The following is a 26,499-nucleotide window of genomic DNA, read 5'->3' as shown; positions in this document are numbered from 1 at the left end:
GCTCACCACCGCACGGCGTGACGCCCCGACACCGGCGGAAAGTCGTCGGCGACCATTGCCGCGAGTTCCACGAACGCTCGGCGCGTCGCCGGACGCATCGCCTCGAGGTCCAGTTCGGCGCCCTCGGCGAGATGCTCGTCGAACGGCACCACCTGCACCGCGCGGCACCGCGCCAGAAAATGACCGGTCAGCGCGTCCATGTCGATGTTCGACGCGCCCGGACGCGCCGAACTGATCACGACGACCGTACGCGCGACGAGCTCGTCGAAACCGTGATGCTCCAGCCAGTCCAGCGTCGCGGCCGCACTGCGGGCACCGTCGATCGCCGGCGAGCTGACCAGCACCAATGCGTTCGCCAGATCGAGGACCCCGCGCATCGCCGAATGCATGATGCCCGTGCCGCAGTCCGTGAGGATGATGTTGTAGTACACCTGCAGGATCTCGATGACCTGCCGGTAATCGGACTCGCTGAACGCCTCCGACACCGCCGGATCGCGTTCGCTGGCCAGCACCTCGAGACGACTCGACGCCTGCGACGTGTGAGCCCGCACATCCGAATACCGCTCGATGCGCGGCGCCGCCGCGAGCAGATCCCGAACCGTCGAATGCGTCTGCTGGGGAACCCGCTGAGCCAGCGTCCCGAAATCGGGGTTCGCATCGACGGCAATCACACAGTCCCCGCGCAGCGACGCGAACGTCGATCCGAGACCGACGGTCGTCGTGGTCTTGCCGACCCCGCCCTTCAGCGACAACACCGCGATCCGGTAGTCACCCCCGATGGGCTGACGGATCCGGTCGACCATGTCCTGCCGACGGGACTCGTCGCCGGATTCACCCGGACCGAGCATGCCACCGGTCAGCCTATGCACGCTTCGTCGCCACCCACCCGACGGCGACCGGCGGGATCGTTTGACGAGCACCCCGGATTCGAGATCGAGACTCGACGGTTGATGATCCGGCGCAGCGGGTGACATCGTGCCGGTCCCCGGCGGTGACAACGTGCCGGTCCCCGGCGGTGACAGCTGCTGCTCGGCAGGTGGCAGCGGAGACGGCGCCGACCACGACCGGACCGGTTCCGGGACGGGCTGGGCGACCACCTGCGGCGTCACCCTCGGCTCCACCGGAACCGACATTCGAGGCTCGACAGGTGGTGCAGTCGGTACCGGCACCGCCGGCGGTGCCGGCACGGCGGCGGGCGACTGCGGGACCGGCCCGGATGGCCGGTCCGGCTCCGGAACCGCGGGTCCGCCGGTGGGAACAGGTGTGGTTGCCGGCATCACCAGCGGCACGCCGAACGGCACCGACGCGATCGGGTTCGACGGAACGACCGGTGGTACTCCCGCAGCCGGGCTCGCGGCAGCCGCCTGCGTCACGGCCTCGACGGACGGGAGCGGCTGGGGCGGGAGCGGTTGGGGCGGTACCGGCTGTGGATCCGACCGCTCCGGCGGCTCGTCGTGCGCGGACCGGCCAGAGCGCAGGAAGCCACGGCGGGCAGGTGTGGACACCGGCTCCGGCGTCGGCTCCTCCCGGAGCCAGGCCGGAAGAGCATGCGGCGACTCGTCGCTGTTCACAGATTCCCCCCCCGGATCGAATACGCGGGGACGCTACCAAATCCGTCCGACGCCGTCAGGCCGGATCAGGCGCGTGGATGGGCCTGTTCGTGGGCGGCACGCAAGCGCGCGACCGAGACGTGTGTGTAGAGCTGCGTCGTCGCCAGACTCGAGTGCCCGAGGACTTCCTGGACGACGCGCAGATCGGCACCGCCCTCGAGCAGATGCGTCGCCGCGCTGTGCCGCAACCCGTGCGGCGCCAGATCCGGGGCGCCCGGTACCGCGGCCACGGCGTCGTGCACCACGGTGCGCACCTGACGCTGATCGATGCGTCCTCCGCGCTTGCCCAGCAGGAGCGCCGGACCGGAGGGCGCACGCACGAGGGCGGGCCGTCCGTGACCCAGCCACTCCTCGATCGCGGCTGCCGCCGGCGCTCCGTAGGGCACGACCCGTTCCTTGTTGCCCTTGCCGAGCACCCGTAGCACGCGCCGGTCCGCGTCGACGTCGTCCAGGTCGAGCCCGCAGAGCTCGCCGACCCGGATCCCCGTCGCGTACAACAACTCGACGATCAGACGGTCGCGGATCGCCACGGGATCCTGTTCGGCGGCGCCGGATTCCGCGGCATCCATGAGTTCGAGTGCCTGGTCGGACCGCAGCACCGCAGGCAGGGTGCGATACGCGCGCGGCGAGACGAGCCGCGCCGCAGGGTCGTGATCGAGTCGCGACGTCCGCACGAGCCACGCCGTGAACGTCCGGGCGGTCGAGGTACGCCGGGCGAGGGTCGTGCGGGCGGCACCCCCTGCGACCTGCGTCGCGAGCCACGATCGCAGTACGTCGAGGGACAGATCCGTGATCCTGGCACCGGGGTGTGCGGTCTCGAGGTGCTCCAGCAGGAAGCGGACGTCCGCGGTGTATGCGCGGACCGTGTGCGCGGAGCGCCCGCCCTGCAATTCGAGGTGCTCGGCGAATTCCTCGAGATGCACCGCGAGCGGGGCCGGGAGGTCGGTCATGTCGTCACGGTGCTCGGCGGAGCGGATACGCGCAAGTTCCCGCGCCGTGGAAGGGTGCCACGGGGCACGCGCGGTCGACCACTAAGGTTAGTTCGTGAGTAAAACAATTCCTCTGCAGATGCTGTTTGCGCTGGCACTGTTGTCGGCGACAGCGCCACTGGCCACGGACATGTATCTGCCCGGCCTCCCGGTCATGTCGGAGAGCCTGGGCACCACGACCGTCGGAGTGCAGCTCACCCTCACGACGTTCATGGCCGGGCTCGGTGCGGGACAGCTGATCGTCGGGCCGTTGTCCGACAGCTGGGGACGCCGACGGCTGTTGCTGGCCGGCACCGTCGTGCTCGCGCTGAGCAGCGTCCTGTGCGCGACGGCACCGACGATCGAGGTGCTGGTGGCGGCCCGATTGATCCAGGGTTTCAGCGGTGGCACCGGCATCGTTCTCGCGCGTGCGGTGATCGCCGACCGGGCGCGGGGCAACTCCGCCGCGAAGTTGTTCGGAGTCATGATGATCATCGGCGGTGTCGCGCCGATCGTCGCACCGCTGCTCGGTGGTGTCCTGCTCGGACCGATCGGGTGGCGCGGCATCTTCTGGGTACTGGCGGCCGTGGCCGTGGTGATGACGATCGGCGTGCTCTCCTTCGTTCCCGAATCGCTACCGCCGGAAAAGCGCCACGGTGGCGGATTGAGCGCGCTCGCCCGCAATTTCGGCTATGTCGCACGCAACCGCCGGTTCGTCGGCTACGCCGCGACGTTCGCGCTCGGTTTCGGCGCGATGTTCGCCTACATCTCGGCGTCGTCGTTCGTCACGCAGGATCTCCTGGGTCTGTCGCCCGGCCAGTTCTCGCTGGTCTTCGCGGTCAACTCGATCGGACTGGTCGGCGCCAACATCGTCAATACACGACTGATCGGCCGCATCGAGGTGCGCAGCCTGCTGCGGTTCGGCGCGGCCCTGCTCTTCGGGGCCGGGATCCTGCTGCTGATCGCGACGATCGCCGCGGGGACCGAACGCTGGGTAATCCTGCCGCTGCTGTGGGTGTGCGTCGCGAGCATCGGGTTCATCATGGGCAACGCGACCGCTCTCGGTCAGGCCCAGGTCCCCTCGGCCGCGGGCACCGGCTCGGCCGTCATGGGCGCATCCCAGTTCGGGCTCGCGGCACTCGTGTCCCCACTCGTCGGGTTGGGTGGCGAGGGCACCGCGGTGCCGATGGCTCTCGCGATCGTGGTGTGCGGGGGGCTCGCGCTCATTGCACTGCTGACGCTGACGCGCGAGCCCCGCGACCACACCGCCGGGGAATGAGAACTCAGCCCACTTCGCTCGCAGCCAGTTCGCGCTTCCACTCGCGGAACGTCTCCTCGGTACGACCGCGCTTCCAGTAGCCGGAGATCGAGGCTCGCGCCGCAGGCACACCGCGTACCTTGCGGATGTACGGGCGCAGGTGGTGCATCACGGTCTCGGCCTCGCCGTGCACGAACGCGTGCACGGCGCCGGGCAGCCATTCCGCGCCGGTCACCGCTGCAACCAGCGGCGCGTTCGCGGCCGCACGGTCTGCGTCGACGGATCCCGCGTCGGTTCCACGGTGCAGCCAGGTGATCTCGACACCCGCCGGTGCGGTCAACGAGATCTCGTCGTCCGCTCCGGCGACCTCGATGAACACCCGGCCGGTCGCGTCGGGTGCGAGGGATTCGAGTGCGGCGGCGATCGCTGGGATCGCGGTCTCGTCGCCGGCGAGGAGATGCCAGTCGGCCTCCGGGTCGGGACGGTAGGCACCACCCGGTCCTCGCACGACCACCGTGTCTCCCGGGCGGGCCGACACGGCCCAGGGACCCGCGACACCCTGATCCCCGTGGACGACGAAGTCGATCGCGATCTCGCGGCGCTCGGCGTCGACGGACCGTACCGTGTAGGTCCGCACGACGGTCTCACCCGCGGATTCGAGTTCGATCTTCACGTAGGAGTCGGTGAAGACGCTGGGTTCGAACTGCGCGAATCCCGGGCCGCCGAAGTACACGCGCGTCAGATGGTCGGAAAGTCGTTCGGTCCGCACGACGGTCAGCTCCGCCGATTTCGGTGCCTGTCGGGCCACCTGGTCACCTCCATTTATCAGGGTTACCTAACTTGATCGACATTACATGCCGACCACGCCGTTCTGCCCGCCGCGCCGCGACCAACCTGTGTCGTCGCGCGAGACCAGTCCGGCGAGTTCGAGCAACGGCAACGCCGCGCGCACCCGGTCGACGTCCAGTCCCGCCGATTCGGACAGTTCGGGGACGCCGCAGGCCCCGACCGCGGGGAACGCCTCGTACACCATCTCCATGTCACCGGACATTCCGTCGAGCGAACGGCGCCACGACCCATCCCCGTCGTCGGCGACCGCGACCGCTCCTGCCGCCTCTACCACCTCGCGGGCGTTCCCCACCAGTGTCGCCTCCCCTTCCCGGATCATCCGGTGGCACCCCTGCGAGGCGGCCGACGTGACCGGGCCCGGCACCGCGAGGACCGGACGCCCCAGTCGCCGCGCCCACGACGCGGTGTTACGGGCACCGCTGCGCCACCCGGCCTCGACGACCACGACCGCGCTGCTCGACGCGGCGACCAACCTGTTGCGCGCCAGGAACCGGTAGCGGGCGGGCGTCGTGCCCGGCGGATACTCGCTGATCACCGCCCCTTGCTCGGCAATCCTGCGCAGCATCACCGTGTGCGCCGACGGATACGCCCGGTCGATTCCGCACGCGAGCACCGCGACGGTTGTGCCGCCGACCCCCAGCGCCGCGCGGTGCGCTGCGGCGTCGACCCCGAACGCCGCACCCGACACCACCGTCCAGCCGTCGACCGCGAGATCACCGGCGATCTCGGAAGTGACGTGTTCGCCGTATCCGCTCGCGGCGCGCGTGCCGACGACCGCGACCGCACGCTCGAACAGTTCGTCGAGCGGTCGGCGTCCCAGCACCCACAATGCCAACGGGCCGGTGTCGGAATCGGTACCGGTGGTGAGCGAACCGAACGGCAGCAACTGCCATGCGGGCCACTCGGCGTCGTCCGGTGTGACCAAGCGTCCGCCGAGCCGAGCGACCATCTCGAGATCCGCGGCCGCGCTGTCCAGATGGGCCCGCCCGCGGGTGCGCCGGGAGATCTCGGATCCCGGCGTTCCTTCGCGCACCGCGTCGGCGATCGCTTCGGGTCCGTGCTGTGCGACGGCATCTGCCAGCCGCCGCGACGGTCCCTGCGCCACTGTCGACAGATACGCCCACGCAAGCCGGCGTGTGTCCGGCGCGTTCACGCGACACCCCGATCCCGGAAGTCCAGTGCCGCCGCGACCTCCGTCTCCCCGGGCCGGTCGAGCCCGGCGAGATCTGCGACGGTCCAGGCGACTCTGATCGCCCTGTCCGCCCCGCGCGCGGTGATCGCGCCCTTCCGTAGCGCCCATTCGACCGGCTTGAGCGCGGCCGGCGACAGGCGGAACCGCTGGCGCAGCGCCGGGCCCGGAACCTCCGCGTTGGTGGACCAGCCGAACTCCGCCCATCTCTCGGCAGCGGCTGCGCGCGCCCGGGCGACGCGGGCGCGGACGTCCTCGGTGCTCTCCCCCGTGTCGCCCATCAGCGCGCTCGTCGCGACCGATTCCATCCGTACCCGGAGATCGACGCGGTCGAGCAGCGGTCCCGACAGCCTGCCCAGGTAGCGACGGCGTGCCGTCGGGGCACACACGCAATCCGCATCACGCGGCGGCGCGCACGGGCACGGGTTGGCAGCGAGGATCAGCTGAAATCTCGCCGGGTAGCGGGCGACTCCGTCGCGACGCGCGATCCGTACTTCCCCGTCCTCGAGCGGGGTGCGGAGCGCTTCGAGAGCCTTGATGCCCATCTCTGCGACCTCGTCGAGGAACAGCACTCCGCGATGCGCCCGGCTCACCGCGCCGGGTTTCGCCATGCCGGTGCCCCCGCCGATGAGGGAACTGACCGACGCCGTGTGGTGCGGGGCGATGAACGGCGGATCCAGGACCAGTGGCCGATCGGCGCTGAGCGTACCCGCAACCGAGTGGATCGCGGTGACCTCGAGTGCGTGCTCTTCGGAGAGGATCGGGAGGATCCCCGGAAGACGTTGCGCCAACATCGTTTTCCCGATTCCCGGTGGCCCCGTGAGCATGAGGTGATGGGCTCCGGCCGCGGCGACCTCGATGGCGCGCCGCGCCTCGAGCTGTCCGACGACCTCACTCAGATCCGCCCGCACCGGGCGTTGCAGCACGGGCCTGGAGTCCGGCCGGTGCAGGGGCCCGTCTCCGCGCAGCCACAACACGACCTCGGCGAGGGTGTCGGCGCCGAACACGTCGATGCCGTCGACCAGACCCGCTTCCGCCATCGTCGCCGTGGGCACGACGATGCGTGCCCATCCCGCACGGGCCGCCGCGAGCACCGCCGGCAGCACCCCACGAACCGGGCGGATCCGTCCGTCGAGTGCAAGTTCCCCGATCAGGATCGTCTTCGTCAACGCTTCCAGCGGAAGCGCTTTCGCGGCGTTGAGCACGCTGCACGCGAGGGCAACGTCGTACACGCTGCCGACTTTCGGCAGCGTCGCCGGTGACAACGCCAGTACCACCTTCGAATCCGGCCATTCCCCACCGGAATTCGTCACCGCCGCCCGCACTCGATCGCGCGATTCCTGCAGCGCCGTGTCCGGCAATCCGACCATCTTCACGCCGGGCAGCCCCCGGCCGATGTCGGCTTCGATCTCCACGACCTGTCCGTCGACACCGGTGACCGCGACCGAGAACGCTCTCCCCAGCGCCATCACAGCACCTGCTTCAGATGCGTGATCATGGGTGCGTTTCCGTCGACGACCAGCACGGTCACGACGTCGACGCGGATACGGCGCCATCGTGTCTGCTGTTCGGTCAGCCACAGACCGGCGAGACGGCGGATCCGATCGGCCTTCGCCGGCGTCACCGCTTCGGCGGGGCTGCCGTATCCGAAGCCGGTGCGAGTCTTGACCTCGACGAACACCAGCACCGCGCCGTCTCGCGCGATGAGATCGAGCTCACCGTAGCGGCATCGCCAATTGCGTTCGAGCACCGTCATTCCGATGGATTCGAGAAATTCGGCGGCCAGGTCCTCCCCGAGCGCCCCCAACTGTTGATTGCGTCCCATCCGCGCTCCTCCCCTACGTGCCCCCACTCTGCGGCCCCCGGTGGGCGATGCGGAAGGCGCGACGCGGGAATCGGCCGAATCTGTGGATGAATCGTCCGGCTGTGGACAGACTCGCGGCCCGGCCGTCCGGTGGCGGGTGCCGCGTCGGAGGGATCTGGTACGGCCGTCGGTTCCTCCGATCTCACGTGCAGTTGTACAACTGCGCGGCGTCCCGGTCCGCGGATCGCACGCGGCACCGGATGCGGCGCCCACCTGGCCGGCGGCCCCCAGGTGGGTGAGTGCCGTGTGGTCGCGACGGGCGTCAGCCGAGCATGCGGTCGAGTCCGGCGACGACGACCCGCAGGCCGAACTCGAAGTCTCGCTGGACCGCGTCCTCCGATTCCCGTTCGGCGACAACGCGACACAGCAAGGGGTAGTCGCCGCCGCGGTCCTTCAGGGCTTCCGCGGCGATGGGTGTCTGCGGATGGACGCGTGTCCCCGGCATCGTCGCGGCGGTGCGCGCAGCCGAGAACGCGAGGCCCGCGATCAGCGCCAGGATCCGGCCGGCGTCGGCGGCGGTGAATCCGGCCTGCGCGAGCGTTCCCAGTACCCGTTCGGCCAACGCGAGCCCCGCTGCGCCACCGGCCCCGTCGAGCCGGAAGTACGTGGCGGCGACACCGAGCCGTAGCGCCCCGTCCAGGATCGCGTTTCCGTAGGCGCACAACAGTTCGCGCCAGTCCTCGTCATCGGGCAGGGTCACCTGCCGTAGCCGCTCCTCGAACAGGTCGGCGACGACGATCTCGAGCAGGCCGTCGCGGTCTCCCACGTAGTAGTTGACCGCCGACCTGTCGACGCCCAGCACATCGGCGACCGCCTGCATCGTCAGTTCCTGCGGAGGCAGGCTTCGTGCCGCCGCCACGATCCGGTCGCGGCTGAGCCGGGGAGGCCGCCCGCGACGGCGCCCACCGGTACGCGCCCGGTCGCCTACGGTACCGGTCCTGTCAGCCACGGGTTGCAGTGTAGTAGCCGCCCGCATCGAGCCTGGCCTGGCCGCACCTGCCGTGTTACATTTCTCACGCTCGTGAGAATCTCGTTCACATCGGGGAGAATCTATGGCGCAGACACCCTTTCGGGTGGTCCAGTGGACCACCGGCAATGTCGGCAAGAGCTCGGTGGCCGCCATCGCCGCAAATCCGGCCTACGAACTGGTCGGCTGTTTTGCCTGGTCACCGGACAAGGTCGGCCGTGACGCCGGCGAGCTCGCCGGCACTGCCCCGCTCGGCATCCGGGCCACGGATTCTGTCGACGAGTTGCTGGCACTGAAACCCGATGTCGTGGTGTACAACCCGATGTGGATCGACGTCGGGGAACTGGAGCGCATCCTGTCCGCAGGCGTGAACGTGGTGTCCACGGCATGCTTCATCACGGGGCACAACCAGGGCGAGGGCCGCGACCGCCTCATGGCCGCCTGTATCCGGGGCGGGTCGACGATGTTCGGTTCGGGGATCAGCCCCGGGTTCGTCGATCAGCTGGCTGTGGTGGCCGCGGGAATCTGCGACCGGGTCGACAGGATCACGGTCAACGAGGCGGCCGACACGACGTTCTACGATTCGCCGGACACCGAGAAACCGGTCGGATTCGGTCAGCCGATCGACAACCCCGATCTACCCGCGATGACCGCGCACGGCACCGGCGTGTTCGGCGAGGCGGTCCGGATGATCGGCGACGCGCTGGGCGTGGAGTTCGACGAGGTGCGCTGCGACGCCGAGTACGCACAGACCACCGAGGATCTCGATCTCGGCTCGTGGACCATTCCCGCGGGCTGCGTGGCCGGCGTGTACGTGAGCTGGAAGGGCATCCTCGACGGCACGACCCGCGTCGAACTGACGGTACGCTGGCGAAAGGGCCGGACGCTGGAGCCGGACTGGGTCGTCGACCAGGACGGATGGGTCATCGAGGTCGCCGGGCGGCCGACCGTCACGATGAAGGTGGGGTTCCTGCCCCCACCGGACTTCGAGGCGACCACGCTCGAGGAATTCATGGTGCTCGGCCACATCATGACCGCGATGCCGGCGATCAACGCCATCCCCGCCGTCGTCGCTGCCGCTCCGGGCATCGTCACCTACAACGACCTGCAGCTCGTACTGCCGCGCGGCGTCATGCCCGGCTCGCACCGGTGATCGACGCCTCCGTGAACGCCGGGATCCGCTGGTGCGCCACTGCCGGGCACGCCCCCGGCCACGGGTCGCGGCACCGCGGACTCTCCGGGGTTCCGCGGCACCAGGCGGATCCCGCGGGACCAGCGCGCGGACCTCAGCCCAGCTTGTCGGGTAGCCGCAGTTCCGGCTTGTCCAGTTCTTCGATGTTGACGTCCTTGAACGTGATGACCCGGACGTGCTTGACGAAGCGGGCGGGACGGTACATGTCCCACACCCATGCGTCCGACATGCGCACCTCGAAATACACCTCACCGCCCACGTTCTGCGGGATCAGCTCGACGGCGTTCGCCAGGTAGAAGCGGCGCTCGGTCTCCACCACGTACGCGAACTGACCGACGATGTCCCGGTACTCCCGGTAAAGCGAGAGTTCCATCTCGGTTTCGTACTTCTCGAGATCCTCGGCACTCATCGGTCTCGGTGTCCTCCCGTTCTGGTTTGTGCTGCCATCATCCCGCATCGGCCTCGTCGGAATCGAATCGTCGTGCCTTCGACCGCGCGACGACAACCGACTCGACGTTCGCCCAGGACCGCCGGTGCTCGTGACTCGGCCCCAGCTCGTGCAACGCAGCCATGTGAACGGCGGTGCTGTAGCCCTTGTGCACGGCGAACCCGTAGCCGGGCAGTTCGTCGTCGAGTTCGATCATCATCCGGTCACGAGTGACCTTCGCGAGCACACTCGCGGCGGCGATACAGGCGGCAGCGGCGTCCCCACCGATCACCGGCAGCGACGCCGCCGGCAGGCCCGGGACCCGGAAACCGTCGGTGAGGACGTATCCGAGCGGAGTAGCCAGTCCCGCGACCGCGCGCCGCATGCCTTCGATGTTCGCCACGTGCACACCGATCGCGTCGACCTCCGCGGCGGGAACCACGACGACGCTCGACGCGACCGCGCGGCGCCGGATGATCGGGTACAGCTCCTCGCGTGCCTTCTCGGTGAGCTTCTTCGAGTCGTCGAGCCGCGCCAGGGAGGGATGCGGTTTCGGCCCGAGGACACATGCCGCGATGACCAACGGCCCGGCGCAGGCACCGCGGCCGGCCTCGTCGACACCGGCGACGGGCCCGAGCCCGCAGCGGGTCAGCGTCGTTTCCATCGTCCACAGGCCCGAGGACCTGCGGACGACGGGACGGGGTGGCCAACGGTTCACGATGTCTGGATCTCCGGCGAGTCGATCATGCCCCAGCGACCGGGCGGCAGCACGATCATGCGGGCCTTTCCGATCACATTGTCCAACGGAATGGTGCCCTGGTTCTCATCGCCGACGTGATAGCGCGAATCCGCGGAGTTGCTGCGGTTGTCACCCATCACCCACACGTGACCCTCGGGCACGGTGACCGGGCCGAAGCACCGGCCGGACTTCATCTCGGTCTCGCACGTGAGCACGCCCGGGGTGAACGGGAAGTCCATCTTGATGTACGGCTCGTCGAGCGGTTTCCCGTCGACGAGGACGCGGCCCTGGTCGTCGCAGCATTCGACGGTCTGCCCGCCGACGGCGATGACCCGCTTGACGAGATCGTTCTCGTCCGGCGGGACCAGGCCCACCAGCGATCCGACCTCCTGGATGCCGCGGATCACGACATTGTCCGAGCGGGTCGACACGTATCCGGTGGACCAGGAATCCGGCCCCTTGAAGACGATGACATCACCGGGCCGCGGTTCCTGGAACCGGTAGCTGAGCTTCTCCACGACGATGCGGTCGCCGGTACACCCCGGGCATCCGTGCAGTGTCGGTTCCATCGATTCCGACGGGATCAGGTAGACCCTTGCGATGAACGTCTGGAGGAGGAAGCTCAGAACGAGCGCGACGACGATGAGCAGTGGCAGTTCGCGCCAGAACGACTTCTGCTTCTTGGTGTCCCCCGATTCCTTCCGCTCGTGGGAACCGGTGTTCCCTCGGTGCCGGGGCCCCCGCTCGGCGGGGACGGCCTGCGACTCCGGCACGGCCGGATCCTGCGGTGTTTCTGCCACCGACCCAGATTAGCCTCTGGGATCCGCTCGGCTGCGCGGACACCACTGATGTACGGGCGTCACAGAGGGCACGAAGCCCGGTCCGGGAACGTCCGGACCGGGCTTCGCGTGAACCTGTGGAGATCAGGCGTGAGCGCTCAGCGCTTTTCCTTGATCTTGGCGGCCTTGCCGCGCAGGTCGCGCAGGTAGTACAGCTTGGCGCGACGCACGTCACCGCGGGTGACGACCTCGATCTTGGCGAGGTTGGGGCTGTGAACCGGGAAGGTCCGCTCGACGCCGACGCCGAACGACACCTTGCGCACGGTGAAGGTCTCGCGGACACCGCCGCCCTGACGCCGGATCACGACGCCCTTGAAGACCTGCACGCGCTCCTTCGAGCCCTCGATAACCTTGACGTGCACGTTCAGCGTGTCACCGGCGCGGAACTCCGGGATGTCGTCGCGCAGGGACTTGGCGTCCAGAAAGTCCAGGGTGTTCATCGGTAGTTCATCCTCTTGTTCGCTCGAGCAGAGGAACCGAGCGGCGGCCGCCGTACGGGCGGGGCTCGACTGGTTCGTACCCAGGTCAGGTAGGCGTGCCCGATCCGGGCAGCCCGTCAATTGTGCCAGACGCAACCCCGGTCGATGAAATCGGCGGGGGTGCCGGATGCACGGTGCGATCGAGTTCGGCCTCCGCGGCGACTCGCGAATGCTCCATGCTGTCGCGCACGGTGTCGAGCGTCGGCTGCCCGGCGACGAGGTCCTGCACGAAGATCTTCGCCCGGATCATCGGCCGCCGATAGCGTCGTTCACGTGCGACGGACCGGCGCATCTTGCGAGGTCTGCCCTGGTAGCGCCACCGGGCCCACGGGGCTCCCGGGCGTGACAGGCGGATCGCGCCGACGAGCAGCAGCGGCAGGAAGAACAGGCCGATCAGACCCGTCCAGATCTTCCCCTTGAGCAGCACGATCGCTGCCATCACCAGGTTGACCAGCGACGTTGCGACGATGCCCGCGCGCACACCCCACGAAGTGCTCTCGTGGAAATCGGTCACGTCGGCCAGCTCGAGCGGCTGCAGGCCCAGCAGCACCAGACCGGTGACGGCCAGGGCGACGAAGACCGCGTCGACCGAGACCCGGCCCTCCTCCTCCCAGTACACGTCGTTCAGGTAGAAGATCAGCGCGAACTCGTCGAGGGTCAGGGCGGCACCGATCCCGAACAACGTTGCCAGCACGGCACCGGTGATCTGACCGCCGTTCTCGTAGACAGCGATGAGCGCACCACCGGAGATCACCATGGTGACCACACCGAACACGACGTGGTGCACGTGCTGCCCGCCCGGCGTGACGTTTCCGGGCCACCATCGCACCTGAGCGCGGATGAGCCGCACGCTGAACCGGATGAACAGGAACGCAGCGAGAAACCCCAGCAGGAAGAACAGCAGCGGCAGCCGTCCCCTGTCGATGATCTCGTGCCGGAGCCACTCGCTCATGGCGTCACCGTCGACCGCATGCCCCCAGCATGTCAGGCCGGGGCCGCGCCGGAGACCCGACGCGAACCCCGGTCCGCGGATCGTCCGGTCACTTCCCGAATCCGGCGCGGCGCAGTGCGTCGGCCATCGATCCCGACGCCGGTGCCGAATCCGAGCGGCGATCCCGCGACCCCTGCCGGCCACCGCCCCGAGTCGCACCGCCCTGAGGTGCACCGCCCTGAGGTGCACCGCCCTGCCGCGAGTTGCGGCGCTGCTGCCCACCGGGCCGGGCTCCCCCGCGCGCGGACGGCGCCGAGCCACCGTTGCCGTCGCCGGCGGCGATCTCGTCGTCCAGACGCAGCGTGAGGCTGATGCGCTGACGCGGTACGTCCACGTCGAGCACCTTGACCTTGACGACCTCACCGGACTTGACGACGTCGTGCGGGTCCTTGACGAAGCTGCGCGACATCGCCGACACGTGCACCAGACCGTCCTGATGGACGCCCACGTCGACGAACGCACCGAACGCGGCGACGTTGGTGACCACACCCTCGAGCACCATGCCCGGCTTCAGATCGGCGACCTTTTCGACGCCGGCCGCGAACGTCGCGGTCTTGAACTCCGGCCGCGGGTCGCGGCCCGGTTTCTCGAGTTCGGCGATGATGTCGGTGACCGTCGGCAGGCCGAACCGGTCGTCGACGAACTCGGCGGGACGCACCGCCCGCAGCACGGTGGTGTTGCCGATCAGGTCCCGGACGGTGCTGCCGGTGCGGTCGACGATGCGCCGCACCACCGGGTAGGCCTCCGGGTGTACCGCGGAACTGTCGAGCGGATCGTCGCCGTTGGGGATGCGCAGGAAGCCCGCGCACTGTTCGAACGCCTTCGGGCCGAGCCGCGCGACGTCCTTGAGCGCCGCCCGGGTGCGGAACGGGCCGTTCTGATCACGATGCGCGACGATGCTCTCGGCGAGCGAACCGGCGATGCCCGAGACGCGCGCGAGAAGCGGCACGGACGCGGTGTTCACGTCCACGCCGACCGCGTTCACCGCGTCCTCGACGACGGCTCCGAGCGACCGGGCCAGCAGGGTCTCGGACACATCGTGCTGGTACTGGCCGACACCGATCGACTTCGGGTCGATCTTGACGAGTTCGGCGAGCGGATCCTGCAGGCGCCGGGCGATGGACACCGCGCCGCGGATCGACACGTCCAGGTCGGGCAGTTCCTGCGAGGCGTACGCGGACGCCGAGTACACGGAGGCACCGGCTTCGGACACCACGATCTTCGTCAGGTTCGCCGTGCCGGACCGGGCGATCAGCTCGGTGGCGAGCGCGTCCGTCTCGCGTGACGCGGTGCCGTTGCCGATCGCGACGAGTTCGACGCCGTGCTTCGCGATCAGCCCGGCGATCGTGGCGAGCGCCTGATCCCACTTGTTGTGCGGCTGGTGCGGATAGATCGTGGTGTGGTCGACGACCTTCCCGGTGGCGTCGACGACCGCGACCTTCGTGCCGGTCCGGAATCCGGGGTCCAGGCCCATCGTCGGGCGGGTGCCGGCGGGTGCGGCGAGCAGCAGATCGCGCAGGTTCGCGGCGAACACGTCGACGGCGTCCTGCTCGGCGGACTGCCGCAGCCGCATCCGGGTGTCGAGGCCGAGCGAGACGAGCAGTTTGGTACGCCACGCCCAGCGCACGGTGTCGAGCAGCCACTTGTCGGCGGGGCGGCCCTGGTCGGCGATGCCGAAGCGGGCGGCGATGCGACCCTCGAAGTACGTGCGTTCCCCCGGCTGCGGTTCGTCGCTGTCCGGTTCGAGGGTCAGGCTCAGCACTTCTTCCTTCTCGCCGCGCAGTACCGCCAGGATGCGGTGCGACGGCAGGTCCGCGAACGGCTCGGAGAATTCGAAGTAATCGGCGAACTTCGCCCCGTCGGTCTCCTTGCCCGGGCGCACGGCCGAGACCAGCCGGCCACGCGACCACATGGCCTCACGCAGTTCCCCGACGAGATCGGCGTCCTCGGCGAACCGTTCGACGAGGATCGCGCGGGCCCCGTCGAGCTGCTCGGCGGTGTATCCGGCAGGGTCGGTGCTCGGGTTCCCGAAGAGTGCGTCGGCGACCGGTTCGTGCCCGGCTTCCCGCGCGATCTGGGCCTTGGTGCGCCGCTTGGGCTTGAACGGAAGGTAGATGTCCTCGAGCCGCGCCTTGGTGTCGGCGAGCATGATCTGCCCACGCAGGGTGTCGTCGAGCTTGCCCTGTCCGTCGATCGATTCGAGGATCGCGGCGCGGCGCTCGTCGAGTTCGCGCAGATAACGCAGCCGCTCGTCGAGCTGTCGCAGCTGGGCGTCGTCGAGGCCGCCGGTCACTTCTTTGCGGTACCGCGCGATGAACGGCACCGTCGCTCCGCCGTCGAGCAGGTCGACCGCTGCGGCCACCTGATTCTCCCGGACGTCGAGTTCCTCGGCGAGGCGCTGATTAACGGTCTTGAGAGCAGTCGTCACGCCGTCGAACCCTACCGCTATCCTCATCGCGTCATCTTCGTGCGACGCGCGAGGATTCTGGATACGGGGACCTCTGCGTCGCCGCAGAATGGAGAGCAGGAGCACCTGATGTCCGGTTCTGGGGGCGCGCGCCGCCGATCGATCGCTTCGTTGCTGTTCGCGGCAGCGACCGCGGTGGCGTGCAGTTCATCGGTCTCTTCCGATCCCGGTGTTCTCATGGCCGGCGTCACCGATTCCGAGCCCGCAGTGGAGGCAGCCCCGGTGTCGGAGGCGGCGCAGATCCAGGCGCTGACCGAACGGATCGTCGCTGCCTCCGCGCTTGCGGAATCCGAGCGCGGTGCGCGGGTGACGATCGCGTTGCTCGATCGCGAAACCGGGTCGCGCACAGTGGCGGGGGCGGACGACCCGATCGAGACGGCATCGGTGGTCAAACTGTTCATCGCCGACGATCTGCTGTTCCGCGTCGGGACAGGCGAGATCGGGCTCGGCGAGGGCGAATACGACGAGATCGCAGCGATGCTCTCCCGCTCGGATGATTCCGCGGCGAGTGATCTGTGGTCGCGTTACGGCGACACCGCGATCGTCGATCGTGTCGTCGAACGGCACGGTCTCACCGCTACCAGTCCCCCTTACGACGGGAACTGGTGGAACACCGTCACCACGGCCTCCGATCTGCTGACCTGGTACGACTCGGTGCTCGGCGGCACCTCGGGGCTGGACGAGCGCGGCACCGCGACGATCGTCGGACACCTGCTCGATTTCGAACCGCTGGGCGCAGACGGTTACGATCAGCGTTTCGGGCTGCCCGATGCTCTTCCCGACGCGATCGAACTCGGCGTCAAGCAGGGTTGGATGTGTTGCGTGGACGGCAGCTGGATCCACCTGTCGACCGGGTTCTTCGGGGACGGCCATCGGTACGTCGTCGCCGTACTCTCTCGCGAGCAGGTGCACTACGACGATCCGGCCCGGAACGAGTGGGCTCCGTGGCCGGATACCGCGCTGGTCGACGTCACCGGGGATGCCAGCGCCGAGCACGCACGGGAAACCGTGACCGAGGTGGTCCGGGACGCTTTCGTGGGGCCCGTGCACTGAGCCTGCGCTCCACGGTGCGTCGCTGCGCACGACCGGAAAAGGCAGGCGGCGCCGCGGTCGGCGACAGTGAGGTGGCTCAGTCGGCCGGGGTGTCCGGCAGCAGATCGGGGCGACGCTCCCGGGTGCGAATCAGGGACTGTTCCCGCCGCCATTGCGCGACCTTCGCGTGGTCGCCGGACATCAGCACAGGCGGTACGTCCAGCCCGCGCCAACTCGCCGGACGCGTGTAGCTGGGTCCTTCGAGAAGCCCGTCGGAGAACGAATCCTCTTGGTGCGACTGCTGATTGCCGAGCACACCCGGTAGCAGCCGCACGACCGCCTCGACCATGACGAGAACGGCGACCTCTCCGCCGATGAGCACGTAGTCCCCGATACTGACCTCTTCGACGCGAACGCGCCGCGCGGCGTCGTCGAACACCCGCTGGTCGATTCCCTCGTAGCGACCGCACGCGAACACGATCCGCTTCTCACCGGACCAGCGGTGCGCGGTTTGCTGTGTGAACGGCACCCCGGCAGGTGTGGGAACGACGAGCAGCACGTCGGGGTCGGGTTCGCCGCCGGTTCCCGGTACGTCACCGGGTCCGGCCAGGACGTCGTCGAGGGCCGGTCCCCACACGGTCGGTTTCATCACCATGCCGGGCCCGCCGCCGTACGGGGAATCATCGACGGCTTTGTGGACATCGTGCGTCCAGTCGCGCAGATTGTGGACACCGACGGAGATCAAGCCCTTGTCGATGGCCTTGCCGAGCAGTGCCGCGCGCAGCGGCTCGAGATACTCGGGGAAGATGGTGACGACGTCGAGTCGCACGGAACTACTTGTCTCCCTTGTCTTTTCCACGAGAGGGCGGTTCGCCGAAATCGGGGTCGAGCAGTCCGTCGGGCGGATCGATCTCGATGATCCCGGTGGAGATCGACACGGTCGGAACGATCGCCGTCACGAACGGGATCAGCAGCTCTCCTCGATCCGAACCGGCGGGCCGGATCGCGAGCAGTTCGCCGGCGGCGGTGTGCAGTACCTCGCGGACGGTACCGACCTCGGTGCCTGCGTCGGGCCGTCCTTCGACGATGCGGACGCTGAGACCTTCGAGTTCGTGGTCGTAGAACTCGTCGGGATCGTCGCTCGGCGTCAGCTCGGAGCTGTCGACGACGAACAATGTGCCGCGCAGGGCGTCGGCGGCGGTGCGGTCGGCGACCTGATGCAGACGCAGCAGAAGCCGCCCGGAGTGTTCCCGGGCGGCTTCCACCGTGTACGTGTGCAGGGTCTGCTCGCGCGGCTTGCGGCCACGCAGCTCGGCGCCGACGGCGAAGCGCTCCTCGGGTTCGTCGGTGCGAACCTCGACAACCACTTCACCCTTGATGCCGTGTGACTTGACCACACGGCCCACGACGAGCTCCACTGCCGCTCGCCTACTGGTCGGTGTCGACGACGTCGACGCGGATCCCGCGACCACCGATGCCGGTGACGAGGGTCCGCAGCGCGGTCGCGGTACGTCCACCGCGACCGATCACCTTGCCGAGATCGTCGGGGTGCACATGCACCTCGACGGTGCGCCCCCGACGGCCGGTGATCAGCTCGACCCGCACGTCGTCGGGGTTGGCGACGATCCCACGAACGAGATGCTCGACGGCATCGGCGACAACGGCACTCATTACTCGGCAGCCTCGGTGGACTCGGCAGCGTCGGCGGAAGCCTCGGCGGCATCTTCCTTGGCGGCCTTCTTCTTCTTGGGCGTGATGGCCTCGGCGGCGGGCTCGTTCTCGGCCTGCGCGAGCGCAGCCTGGAACAGCTCCAGCTTGGACGGCTTGGCCTCCTTGACGCGGAGAGTGCCCTCGGCGCCCGGCAGGCCCTTGAACTTCTGCCAGTCACCGGTGATCTTGAGGAGGTTCAGGACGGGCTCGGTCGGCTGCGCGCCGACACCCAGCCAGTACTGCGCGCGCTCCGAGTCGACCTCGATCAACGAGGGCTCTTCCTTCGGGTGGTACTTGCCGATGGTCTCGATGGCCCGGCCGTTGCGGCGGGTACGCGAGTCCGCGACCACGATGCGGTACTGGGGGTTGCGGATCTTGCCGAGACGGGTGAGCTTGATCTTGACAGCCACTGCTGTGTTTCCCTTCGAGCGCGCGAACGCGCATGTCACGTGCAATTCGGACGACGCACCCTTCTGGCGCGCCCGGTTTTGCCTCCAACCTGTGACCGCCGCGCGGTACGGAACCGGATGCGACGACAGCGAACCATTCTGCCAGATCCCCCCGCCGCCGGACGAATCCGGCATCGGGGGGATCGGCAGCCGCGGTTCCGCGGTGGTGCTAGTTCTTCGGCAGCTTCAATTTCGACAGGTCGAAGCCCTCGAGACCCGGAGGCAGCTCGTCGAGCCCCTTCGGCATGTTGGACAGATCGGGGAAACCGGCGGGCATGCCACCGCCCATGCCGGGGAATCCGCCCGGCATGCCGCCGGGGAATCCGCCCTTGATCTTCGGCGGGGTCGGTCCGCGACCGCCCTTCTTGCCCTTCTTGCCCTTCTTGTTGCTGCGCTGGTTCTTGCGGGCGCCCGGCATGCCCATGCGACCGGCCATCGCCGCCATCATCTTGCGGGCTTCGAAGAACCGGTCGACGAGCTGGTTGACGTCGGAGACCTTCACACCCGAGCCGTTCGCGATGCGCAGCCGCCGGGACGCGTTGATGATCTTCGGATCGGCACGTTCGGCCGGGGTCATACCGCGGATGATCGCCTGGATGCGGTCGAGCTGTTTCTCGTCGACGTTGGCGAGCGCGTCCTTCATCTGACCGGCGCCGGGCAGCATGCCGAGCAGGTTCGCGATCGGGCCCATCTTGCGCACGGCCATCATCTGCTCGAGGAAGTCCTCGAGGGTGAGCTCGCCCGAGCCGATCTTGGAGGCGGTGAGCTCGGCCTGCTCGGCGTCGAAGACCTGCTCGGCCTGCTCGATGAGGGTGAGCACGTCGCCCATGCCGAGGATCCGGCTGGCCATGCGCTCGGGGTGGAAGACGTCGAAGTCCTCGAGCTTCTCGCCGGTGGACGCGAACAGGATCGGCTGCCCGGTCAGCTCGCGCACGCTCAGCGCCGCACCACCGCGGGCGTCGCCGTCGAGCTTGGTGAGCACGACACCGGTGAAGCCGACACCGGCCCGGAACGCCTCGGCGGTGCTCACCGCGTCCTGGCCGATCATCGCGTCGAGCACGAACAGCGTCTCGTCCGGCTGCACGGCGTCGCGGATACCCGCGGCCTGCGCCATCAGCTCCTCGTCGATACCGAGGCGGCCCGCGGTGTCGACGATGACCACGTCGTACTGCTTCGCGCGTGCTTCCTCGATACCGGACTGTGCGACGGCGACCGGGTCGGCGGCCGACACACCGAGTTCGTTGTCGCCGCCGCCGATCGACGTGCCCGGGTGCGGCGCGAACACCGCGACGCCGGCGCGTTCACCGACGATCTGGAGCTGGCTGACCGCGCCGGGACGCTGCAGGTCGCACGCCACCAGCATCGGGGTGTGTCCCTGGTCCTTGAGCCAGGCCGCGAGCTTGCCGGCGAGAGTGGTCTTACCGGCACCCTGCAGACCGGCGAGCATGATCACGGTGGGCGGGTTCTTCGCGAGCCGCAGGCGGCGGGTCTCACCGCCGAGGATCCCGACGAGTTCCTCGTTGACGATCTTGACGACCTGCTGCGCCGGGTTCAGCGCGCCGTGCACCTCCGCGCCCTTGGCGCGTTCCTTGATCTTCGCGATGAATGCGCGGACCACGGGCAGGGCGACGTCGGCCTCGAGCAGGGCCAGCCGGATCTCGCGGCACGTGGCGTCGATGTCGGCATCGGAGAGTCGCCCCTTGCCGCGCAGGTCCTTCAGGACCCCGGTCAACCTGTCGGAAAGGGATTCGAACACCGAATGCGCTCCTGGGTTCTGGCGAAAGACGGACAGTGCTGCGATCCAGGGTAGCCGCTCGCCGCGACCGTCACGTCACGGCGGGCGGCACCCGGGTCACCCGGTCGTCTCGGGTTTCTTCGGTTCGACACCCGGGACCACCGCGAGCACAGCCTGCTCGAGGTGCTCACGCGTGGCCCGCGTGTCGGTTCCGGTGAGATCGATGCAGAACGCGTCGACGACCGACGTGCCGAGGGTCGAGACCCGCGCCCACCGCACGTCCGCCCCGACGCACTCGAACGCTTCGGCGAGCCGGCACAGCAATCCGAGCCGGTCCTCGGCGCGCAGTTCGAGGATCACCTGCCCGGGATCGGGGGCGTCGAACCAGATCACGCGTGGCGGTGCCTGCGCGTACACGACCGGCACGGCCCGTTCCGGCTGCGCCGGCAGCTGCGCGTCCCGGGCGGCCTGTTCCTTCGCGTCCAGTGCGGCCGGCAGATCCAGGTCGCCGCCGCGCGCACGGATCAGTTCCTGCCGGAGCAGACCGGCCTCGGGTGGTGTCCCGAATCGCGGCGCCACCACGAAACTGTTGACGGCGCTGCCGGCATGGCTGCCCAGGGAGGCGGACAGCACCCGCAGGCCGTGCAGGGCCAGCACGCCCGCCGCGTCGGCGAGCAGCCCCGGTTCGTCCGGCGCCACCACCGAGACCGTGTACGAGTGCGGTCCCTCGCCGGGCTGCAGTGCCACGTGGACGCCTCCGTCGGCGGCCAGTTGTGCCAGTTCCGGATCGATCGGGTCGGGGGTGGGCAGGTCCTCCCCCGCCATCACCATCCGGCAGCGCCGGACCAGTTCCCGGATCAGAGACGCCTTCCAGTCACCCCACACCCCTGGGCCGGTGGCCAGCGAATCGGCCTCGGCGAGTGCGTGGAGCAGTTCCAGCAGCACCGGATCGCCGTCGAGGGTGTCGACGACGGACTGCACGGTCGCCGGGTCCTCCAGGTCGCGGCGCGTCGCGGTGTGCGGCAGCAGCAGGTGGTGCCGCACCATCGCGGTGAGGAGTGCGAGATCCGACGGCCACAGTCCCATCCGCCGCCCGATCTGGGTGGCGAGTTCGGCGCCGACGACGCTGTGGTCACCGCCGCGGCCCTTGCCGATGTCGTGCAGCAGCGCGCCGAGGACCAGCAGGTCGGGTCGTGCGACGCGGGTCGTCAGTCCCCCCGCGTACACCGCGGTCTCCACCAGGTGCCGGTCCACGGTCCAGGTGTGCACGGCGTCGCGCGGAGGCAGGTCGCGCACCGCACCCCATTCCGGCAGCAGCCGGCCCCACAGCCCCGTGCGGTCGAGGGCTTCGATGACATCGACGGCCCGCCGGCCGGAGCCCAGCAGAACCAGCAGGTCGTTGAACGCCGACCGCGGCCACGGTTCGCGCAGTTCGGGCGCGTTGTCGGCGAGCCTGTTCAGCGTCGAGGCGGAGATCGGCAGTCCGGCCTGCGCGGCTGCCGCCGCGACGCGGGTGATCAGCCCCGGGTCCTTGCGGGGATGTGCGTCCCGGGCCAGCGCGACCTCCCCCGTGTGTTCGACGACGCCCTCGTCGAGTGGACGCCGGACCGGAACGCGGCGCAGCCGCGAGAGCCCGCGGCGCGGCAGCGCGTTGCCCGCGGTCCGGATCCCGACGTCGACGGAGTAGCTGACGGTTCGCGCCGATTCGGTGAGCATCCGGGCCAGGTCGAACCGATCACCGATACGCAGCGCGGCACCGATCTCGTCGGCGTCCTGCGCACGCAGCTGGTCGCGGGCGCGGCCTGCGACGCGGTGCAGCTCGGTGCGCACGTCGAGCAGCCGCCGGTGCGCGGCGGCGAGGCCGCCACCGGGCACGTCCGGTCCCAGTCCCGGCATGCCGTCGGTGAGCTGCGCGACGGACAGGGCATTGAGCAACTGCACGTCCCGCAACCCTCCTCGGCCGCTCTTCAGATCCGGTTCGGCGCGGTGTGCGATCTGCCCACTGCGCTGCCAGCGGGTCTCGGTGAGTTCGATGAGTTCGTCGAATCGGCCTCGTATCCCGGTCCGCCACTGCCTGCGCACCCCGCCGATCAGCAGGTTGCTCAGTTCGACGTCCCCGGCGATGTGCCGGGCCTCGAGCATGCCCAGCGCCGCGGTGACGTCGGACGCCGCGACCTGCAGAGCCTGCGGGACGGTCCGGACGCTGTGGTCCAGCTTGATGTGCGCGTCCCACAGCGGATACCAGAGCCGGTCGGCGATGCCGGACACCACGGCCGGTTCCATGTCGTCGTGCAGCAGGATCAGATCGAGATCGGAGTACGGCAGCATCTCACGGCGGCCCAGGCCGCCGACGGCGACGATCGCGAACCCGCAGTCCGGGACGATCCCGACCTCGGAGCCCTTCGTGGTCAGCCAGAATTCGTGCAGGTCCACCAGGGCGTGTCGCAACGCCGCCGAATCGAGGCGGCGGTTGCGGACACCGCCGGCAAGCAGTTGGTCGCGGGCGGTGGCCAGGTCGGCGGCGCCGCCCGCGGTGGTGAGGGACATGTCCGGCCCGGAGGATGCGGGCGGCCCCGATCCCGCTGCACGAGCAGCAGGATCGGGGCCGCGAGTTCCGGACCCGTGTGGGTCAGAGTGCATCCGTGCCTCGTTCTCCGGTGCGCACTCGGATCACCGATTCGACGGGGGTGACCCACACCTTGCCGTCACCGATCTTCCCGGTGCGCGACGCCTCGACGATCGTCTCGACGACCTTGTCGACGGCGGCGTCGTCGACGACGACCTCCACACGTACCTTGGGCACGAAGTCGACCGAGTACTCGGCGCCGCGGTAGACCTCGGTGTGGCCCTTCTGCCGGCCGTACCCCTGGACCTCGCTGACGGTCATGCCAAGCACGCCCGCCTGCTCGAGACCTGCCTTCACGTCTTCGAGGGTGAACGGTTTGACAATTGCCGTGATCAGCTTCATTTCCTCATCCTTCCCAAGTCTGCCGTGCCGCTACGTTCGTCTTCTTATCACCTGAGCGCCGACACGAAGTCGTATGCGGACTCCGCGTGCTCCGACTCGTCGATTCCGCGCGCCTCTTCCTCGGGCGAAATCCGCCAGCCGAGCGGCTTGAGCGCGAATGCGATCACGGTGGTGACGATCGCGGTGAACACCAGGGCGACCAGGGCGATCACGATCTGGACGACCAGCTGCTTGTAGTCGCCCCCGTAGAACAGACCGGTGTCGGTGGCGAGGAAACCGATCGCGATGGTGCCCCAGAGGCCGGAGACCAGATGGACACCCACGACGTCGAGCGAGTCGTCGTAGCCGAACTTGAACTTCAGGCCCACCGCGAGCGCCGACAGCACACCGGCGACGACACCGAGAGCGATCGAACCGACGGGGCTGAGCGCACCGGCCGCCGGGGTGATGGCGACGAGGCCTGCAACGGCACCGGACGCGGCACCGAGGCTGGTGGCCTTGCCGTCGCGGATGCGCTCGGTCAGGAGCCAGCCGAGGATCGCGGAAGCCGTCGCGGTGGTGGTGTTGACCCACGCCAGGCCGGCGACACCGTCGGCGGCGAACGCGGAACCGGCGTTGAAGCCGAACCAGCCGAACCACAGGAGCGCGGCACCGAGCATCACGAACGGGAGGTTGTGCGGACGCATCGCGACCTGCCCGAAGCCGGCGCGCTTGCCGATGATCAGGGCGAGGACAAGCGCGGCGATACCGGCGTTGATGTGCACGACCGTGCCACCGGCGAAGTCGATCGGGTGGACCGCCGCGGTCAGGCCGCCTTCACCGTCGTCGACGGTGCCGAACAGCTTCGCAGCGATGCTGTCCGCGGAGCCGGACAGAAGGCCGCCACCCCACACCATGTGGGCGAGGGGGAAGTAGGCGAAGGTGACCCAGAGGCCCGCGAACACCATCCAGGTGCCGAACTTCACGCGCTCGGCGAGGGCACCGGAGATCAGCGCGGTCGTGATGATCGCGAACGTGACCTGGAATCCGATGTCGATGATCTGCGGGTAGTCGCCCAGGCCCGGGAGGAAGCCGCCCTCGGCGTCGTAGATGGCGCCCTGGAGACCGAAGAACTCGAACGGGTTCGCGAAGATGCCGCCGACACTCTCGGTGCCGTAGGACATCGACCAGCCCCACAGCACGTAGATCACGCCGATCACCGCCATCGCGCCGAACGACATCATCATCATGTTCAGCACCGATTTGGCGCGCGACATGCCGCCGTAGAAGAACGCCAAGCCCGGTGTCATCAGCAGTACCAGCGATGCCGCCATGAGCATCCATGCCGCGTCGCCGGTGTTCACCACTTCCTCCACTTGCAACCTCCCTAGATTCCGCACCTGTCAGCGCGTGGTTGAGGAAAGCTTGCTGCCGAGATGTTTCCGTGGAAGCGCCGTGCTGTTTCGTTGAAGTGAACGGGAACCCACACCGTGTTTCGTCTCTGTTTCACTCTTTGCGGTCTTCGTCCGCCGCGTCCGGAACATGGGAAAAGCCGCGTGCGGCACGTGCATCGCACACCCCGACCGGGGATGCGACGCGTGTCGTCACGCGGCTTTCCGGGAAGCCGGCTCAGCCGAGCAGAGCGTCCACGAACGCGCCCGGCTCGAACGGAGCCAGGTCGTCGGCACCCTCACCGAGACCCACCAGCTTCACGGGCACACCCAGTTCGTGCTGGACCTGGAAAACGATGCCGCCCTTGGCGGTCCCGTCGAGCTTCGTCAGGACGACACCGGTGATGTCGACCACCTCGGCGAACACCCGGGCCTGGGTGAGCCCGTTCTGACCGATCGTCGCGTCGAGGACGAGCAGCACCTCGTCGACGGCGGCCTTCTTCTCGACGACCCGCTTGACCTTGCCGAGCTCGTCCATCAGGCCGGTCTTGGTGTGGAGGCGGCCCGCGGTGTCGATGAGGACGGCGTCGACACCGTTCTCGATGCCCCGAGAGACGGAATCGAACGCGACAGCGGCGGGATCGCCGGCTTCCTTGCCTCGCACGACCTCCGCGCCGACCCGCTCGGCCCAGGTCTGGAGTTGATCTGCGGCGGCGGCACGGAACGTGTCGGCGGCACCGAGCAGCACCCGGCGTCCGTCCGCGACGAGCACGCGCGCCAATTTGCCGGTCGTCGTGGTCTTACCGGTGCCGTTGACCCCCACCACCAACAGGATGGACGGGTGGTCGTCGTGCGGGAGAGCCCGGATGGATCGGTCCAGTTCCGGATGCAGTTCGGCGACGAGCACGTCACGCAGGACCGCGCGCGCCTCTGCTTCGGTGCGAACGTTGCGCGCTGCCATCTCCTGCCGCAGCCGCTCGACGATCTTGGTGGTGGTCGCGGCACCGAGGTCGGCGATGAGGAGGGTGTCCTCGATCTCCTCCCAGGAGTCCTCGTCGAGGTCGCCGCCGCCGAGCAGGCCGAGCAGGCTCTTGCCCATCGCCGACTGGGATCGGGCGAGACGGCCGCGCAGTCGGTCGAGGCGTCCGGCGGTGGGGGCGATCTCCTCGATCGCGGGCACGACCGGTGCCGGTTCGGGTTCGGGCGTCACCTCCGGAGCCGGGGCGGTCTCGGCCTCGGGCGCCGGGGCGGGTACCTCCGGAGCTTCTTCCTCGGCCGGTGCCTCCTCGACCGGGGGCGCCTCCTCGACCGGCGGCGCTTCCGGCAGCGCCTCCTCGACCGGCGGCACTTCCTCGACCGGCGGTGCTTCCTCGACGGGCGGTGCTTCCTCGACGGG

25 protein-coding genes are annotated in these 26,499 nt (G+C 69.0%); 3 read left to right on the top strand and 22 right to left on the bottom strand.

Annotated features, from left to right (window positions below):
- Positions 1–2: 2 nt before the first annotated feature.
- Together A8G15_RS14445 and A8G15_RS14440 are read right to left on the bottom strand one after the other, a co-directional pair.
- A complete protein-coding gene (locus A8G15_RS14445) occupies positions 3–974 on the bottom strand; it encodes a MinD/ParA family ATP-binding protein (RefSeq protein ID WP_068160733.1) in 972 nt (323 codons plus the stop codon).
- A gap of 662 nt (positions 975–1,636) precedes the next feature.
- Positions 1,637–2,560, bottom strand: coding sequence for a tyrosine recombinase XerC (locus A8G15_RS14440; RefSeq protein WP_068160555.1), 924 nt, complete (start codon positions 2,558–2,560; stop codon positions 1,637–1,639).
- Between the two features lie 118 nt (positions 2,561–2,678).
- On the opposite strand from A8G15_RS14440, the gene A8G15_RS14435 reads away from it, so the two are divergent.
- Positions 2,679–3,857: a multidrug effflux MFS transporter gene (locus tag A8G15_RS14435; RefSeq protein ID WP_068160551.1), complete on the top strand. Its 1,179-nt coding sequence runs from the start codon at positions 2,679–2,681 to the stop codon at positions 3,855–3,857.
- A 4-nt stretch (positions 3,858–3,861) separates the two neighbouring features.
- On the opposite strand, the gene A8G15_RS14430 is transcribed toward A8G15_RS14435, so the two are convergent.
- The 5 genes from A8G15_RS14430 to A8G15_RS14410 form a co-directional block, all read right to left on the bottom strand.
- Positions 3,862–4,644, bottom strand: a complete 783-nt coding sequence (locus A8G15_RS14430) for a siderophore-interacting protein (RefSeq protein WP_068160547.1) — start codon at positions 4,642–4,644, stop codon at positions 3,862–3,864.
- A 42-nt stretch (positions 4,645–4,686) separates the two neighbouring features.
- Positions 4,687–5,838, bottom strand: a complete 1,152-nt coding sequence (gene dprA, locus A8G15_RS14425) for a DNA-processing protein DprA (protein WP_068160536.1) — start codon at positions 5,836–5,838, stop codon at positions 4,687–4,689.
- Positions 5,835–7,343 carry a YifB family Mg chelatase-like AAA ATPase gene (locus A8G15_RS14420; RefSeq protein ID WP_068160534.1) on the bottom strand — a complete coding sequence of 503 codons (1,509 nt, stop codon included), beginning with the start codon at positions 7,341–7,343 and terminating at the stop codon, positions 5,835–5,837. Before A8G15_RS14420 ends, dprA begins: the two co-directional genes overlap by 4 nt.
- Positions 7,343–7,699 carry a YraN family protein gene (locus tag A8G15_RS14415; protein WP_068160531.1) on the bottom strand — a complete coding sequence of 119 codons (357 nt, stop codon included), beginning with the start codon at positions 7,697–7,699 and terminating at the stop codon, positions 7,343–7,345. The genes A8G15_RS14420 and A8G15_RS14415 overlap by 1 nt, the downstream gene beginning before the upstream one ends.
- A gap of 301 nt (positions 7,700–8,000) precedes the next feature.
- On the bottom strand, positions 8,001–8,687 hold the full coding sequence (locus A8G15_RS14410) for a TetR/AcrR family transcriptional regulator (protein WP_068160528.1): 687 nt from the start codon (positions 8,685–8,687) through the stop codon (positions 8,001–8,003).
- 103 nt (positions 8,688–8,790) lie between these two features.
- Between A8G15_RS14410 and A8G15_RS14405 the strand changes: the two genes are divergently transcribed.
- Positions 8,791–9,858 (top strand): NAD(P)H-dependent amine dehydrogenase family protein, encoded by a 1,068-nt coding sequence (locus tag A8G15_RS14405; RefSeq protein WP_068160524.1) that lies wholly within the window; start codon positions 8,791–8,793, stop codon positions 9,856–9,858.
- A 133-nt stretch (positions 9,859–9,991) separates the two neighbouring features.
- Here the strand turns inward: A8G15_RS14405 and A8G15_RS14400 are convergent, their stop codons facing one another.
- The 6 genes from A8G15_RS14400 to A8G15_RS14375 form a co-directional block, all read right to left on the bottom strand.
- Positions 9,992–10,306: a DUF2469 domain-containing protein gene (locus A8G15_RS14400; protein WP_068160521.1), complete on the bottom strand. Its 315-nt coding sequence runs from the start codon at positions 10,304–10,306 to the stop codon at positions 9,992–9,994.
- A 37-nt stretch (positions 10,307–10,343) separates the two neighbouring features.
- On the bottom strand, positions 10,344–11,042 hold the full coding sequence (locus A8G15_RS14395) for a ribonuclease HII (RefSeq protein ID WP_082899902.1): 699 nt from the start codon (positions 11,040–11,042) through the stop codon (positions 10,344–10,346).
- Positions 11,039–11,863: a signal peptidase I gene (gene lepB, locus A8G15_RS14390; protein ID WP_211270170.1), complete on the bottom strand. Its 825-nt coding sequence runs from the start codon at positions 11,861–11,863 to the stop codon at positions 11,039–11,041. The genes A8G15_RS14395 and lepB overlap by 4 nt, the downstream gene beginning before the upstream one ends.
- A gap of 137 nt (positions 11,864–12,000) precedes the next feature.
- Positions 12,001–12,342, bottom strand: coding sequence for a 50S ribosomal protein L19 (rplS, locus tag A8G15_RS14385; protein WP_068160517.1), 342 nt, complete (start codon positions 12,340–12,342; stop codon positions 12,001–12,003).
- A gap of 85 nt (positions 12,343–12,427) precedes the next feature.
- A complete protein-coding gene (locus A8G15_RS14380; protein ID WP_068160514.1) occupies positions 12,428–13,333 on the bottom strand; it encodes a hypothetical protein in 906 nt (301 codons plus the stop codon).
- A gap of 88 nt (positions 13,334–13,421) precedes the next feature.
- Positions 13,422–15,800: a Tex family protein gene (locus A8G15_RS14375; protein ID WP_068160512.1), complete on the bottom strand. Its 2,379-nt coding sequence runs from the start codon at positions 15,798–15,800 to the stop codon at positions 13,422–13,424.
- Between the two features lie 108 nt (positions 15,801–15,908).
- On the opposite strand from A8G15_RS14375, the gene A8G15_RS14370 reads away from it, so the two are divergent.
- Entirely contained in the window at positions 15,909–16,892 is a 984-nt protein-coding gene (locus A8G15_RS14370; RefSeq protein ID WP_068160509.1) for a serine hydrolase family protein, read from the top strand.
- Positions 16,893–16,968: 76 nt separating this feature from the next.
- Here the strand turns inward: A8G15_RS14370 and trmD are convergent, their stop codons facing one another.
- The 9 genes from trmD to ftsY all read right to left on the bottom strand — a co-directional run.
- Complete coding sequence (gene trmD / locus A8G15_RS14365; RefSeq protein WP_068160507.1) at positions 16,969–17,700, bottom strand: tRNA (guanosine(37)-N1)-methyltransferase TrmD; 732 nt, start codon at positions 17,698–17,700, stop codon at positions 16,969–16,971.
- A 4-nt stretch (positions 17,701–17,704) separates the two neighbouring features.
- The gene (gene rimM / locus A8G15_RS14360; protein WP_068160504.1) at positions 17,705–18,289 is read right to left on the bottom strand and encodes a ribosome maturation factor RimM; all 585 of its coding nucleotides are present in this window, start codon (positions 18,287–18,289) and stop codon (positions 17,705–17,707) included.
- A 10-nt stretch (positions 18,290–18,299) separates the two neighbouring features.
- The gene (locus A8G15_RS14355; RefSeq protein WP_068160502.1) at positions 18,300–18,542 is read right to left on the bottom strand and encodes an RNA-binding protein; all 243 of its coding nucleotides are present in this window, start codon (positions 18,540–18,542) and stop codon (positions 18,300–18,302) included.
- The gene (rpsP, locus tag A8G15_RS14350; RefSeq protein ID WP_068160729.1) at positions 18,542–18,991 is read right to left on the bottom strand and encodes a 30S ribosomal protein S16; all 450 of its coding nucleotides are present in this window, start codon (positions 18,989–18,991) and stop codon (positions 18,542–18,544) included. The genes A8G15_RS14355 and rpsP overlap by 1 nt, the downstream gene beginning before the upstream one ends.
- 208 nt (positions 18,992–19,199) lie before the next feature.
- The gene (ffh, locus tag A8G15_RS14345) at positions 19,200–20,786 is read right to left on the bottom strand and encodes a signal recognition particle protein (RefSeq protein ID WP_068160500.1); all 1,587 of its coding nucleotides are present in this window, start codon (positions 20,784–20,786) and stop codon (positions 19,200–19,202) included.
- Between the two features lie 96 nt (positions 20,787–20,882).
- Positions 20,883–23,405: a [protein-PII] uridylyltransferase gene (locus tag A8G15_RS14340; protein WP_068160498.1), complete on the bottom strand. Its 2,523-nt coding sequence runs from the start codon at positions 23,403–23,405 to the stop codon at positions 20,883–20,885.
- Positions 23,395–23,733, bottom strand: coding sequence for a P-II family nitrogen regulator (locus A8G15_RS14335; RefSeq protein WP_068160495.1), 339 nt, complete (start codon positions 23,731–23,733; stop codon positions 23,395–23,397). Before A8G15_RS14335 ends, A8G15_RS14340 begins: the two co-directional genes overlap by 11 nt.
- A 47-nt stretch (positions 23,734–23,780) precedes the next feature.
- Complete coding sequence (locus A8G15_RS14330) at positions 23,781–25,088, bottom strand: ammonium transporter (protein ID WP_068160492.1); 1,308 nt, start codon at positions 25,086–25,088, stop codon at positions 23,781–23,783.
- A 253-nt stretch (positions 25,089–25,341) separates the two neighbouring features.
- Positions 25,342–26,499: signal recognition particle-docking protein FtsY (gene ftsY, locus A8G15_RS14325; RefSeq protein WP_156665404.1), on the bottom strand; the 1,158-nt coding region annotated here is incomplete at its 5' end.

Origin of the sequence: Rhodococcus phenolicus (assembly GCF_001646785.1) — a bacterium.
Classification (GTDB): domain Bacteria; phylum Actinomycetota; class Actinomycetes; order Mycobacteriales; family Mycobacteriaceae; genus Rhodococcus; species Rhodococcus phenolicus.
Note: the sequence above shows the minus strand (reverse complement) of the source record. Positions and strands in the feature narration are given on the sequence as shown.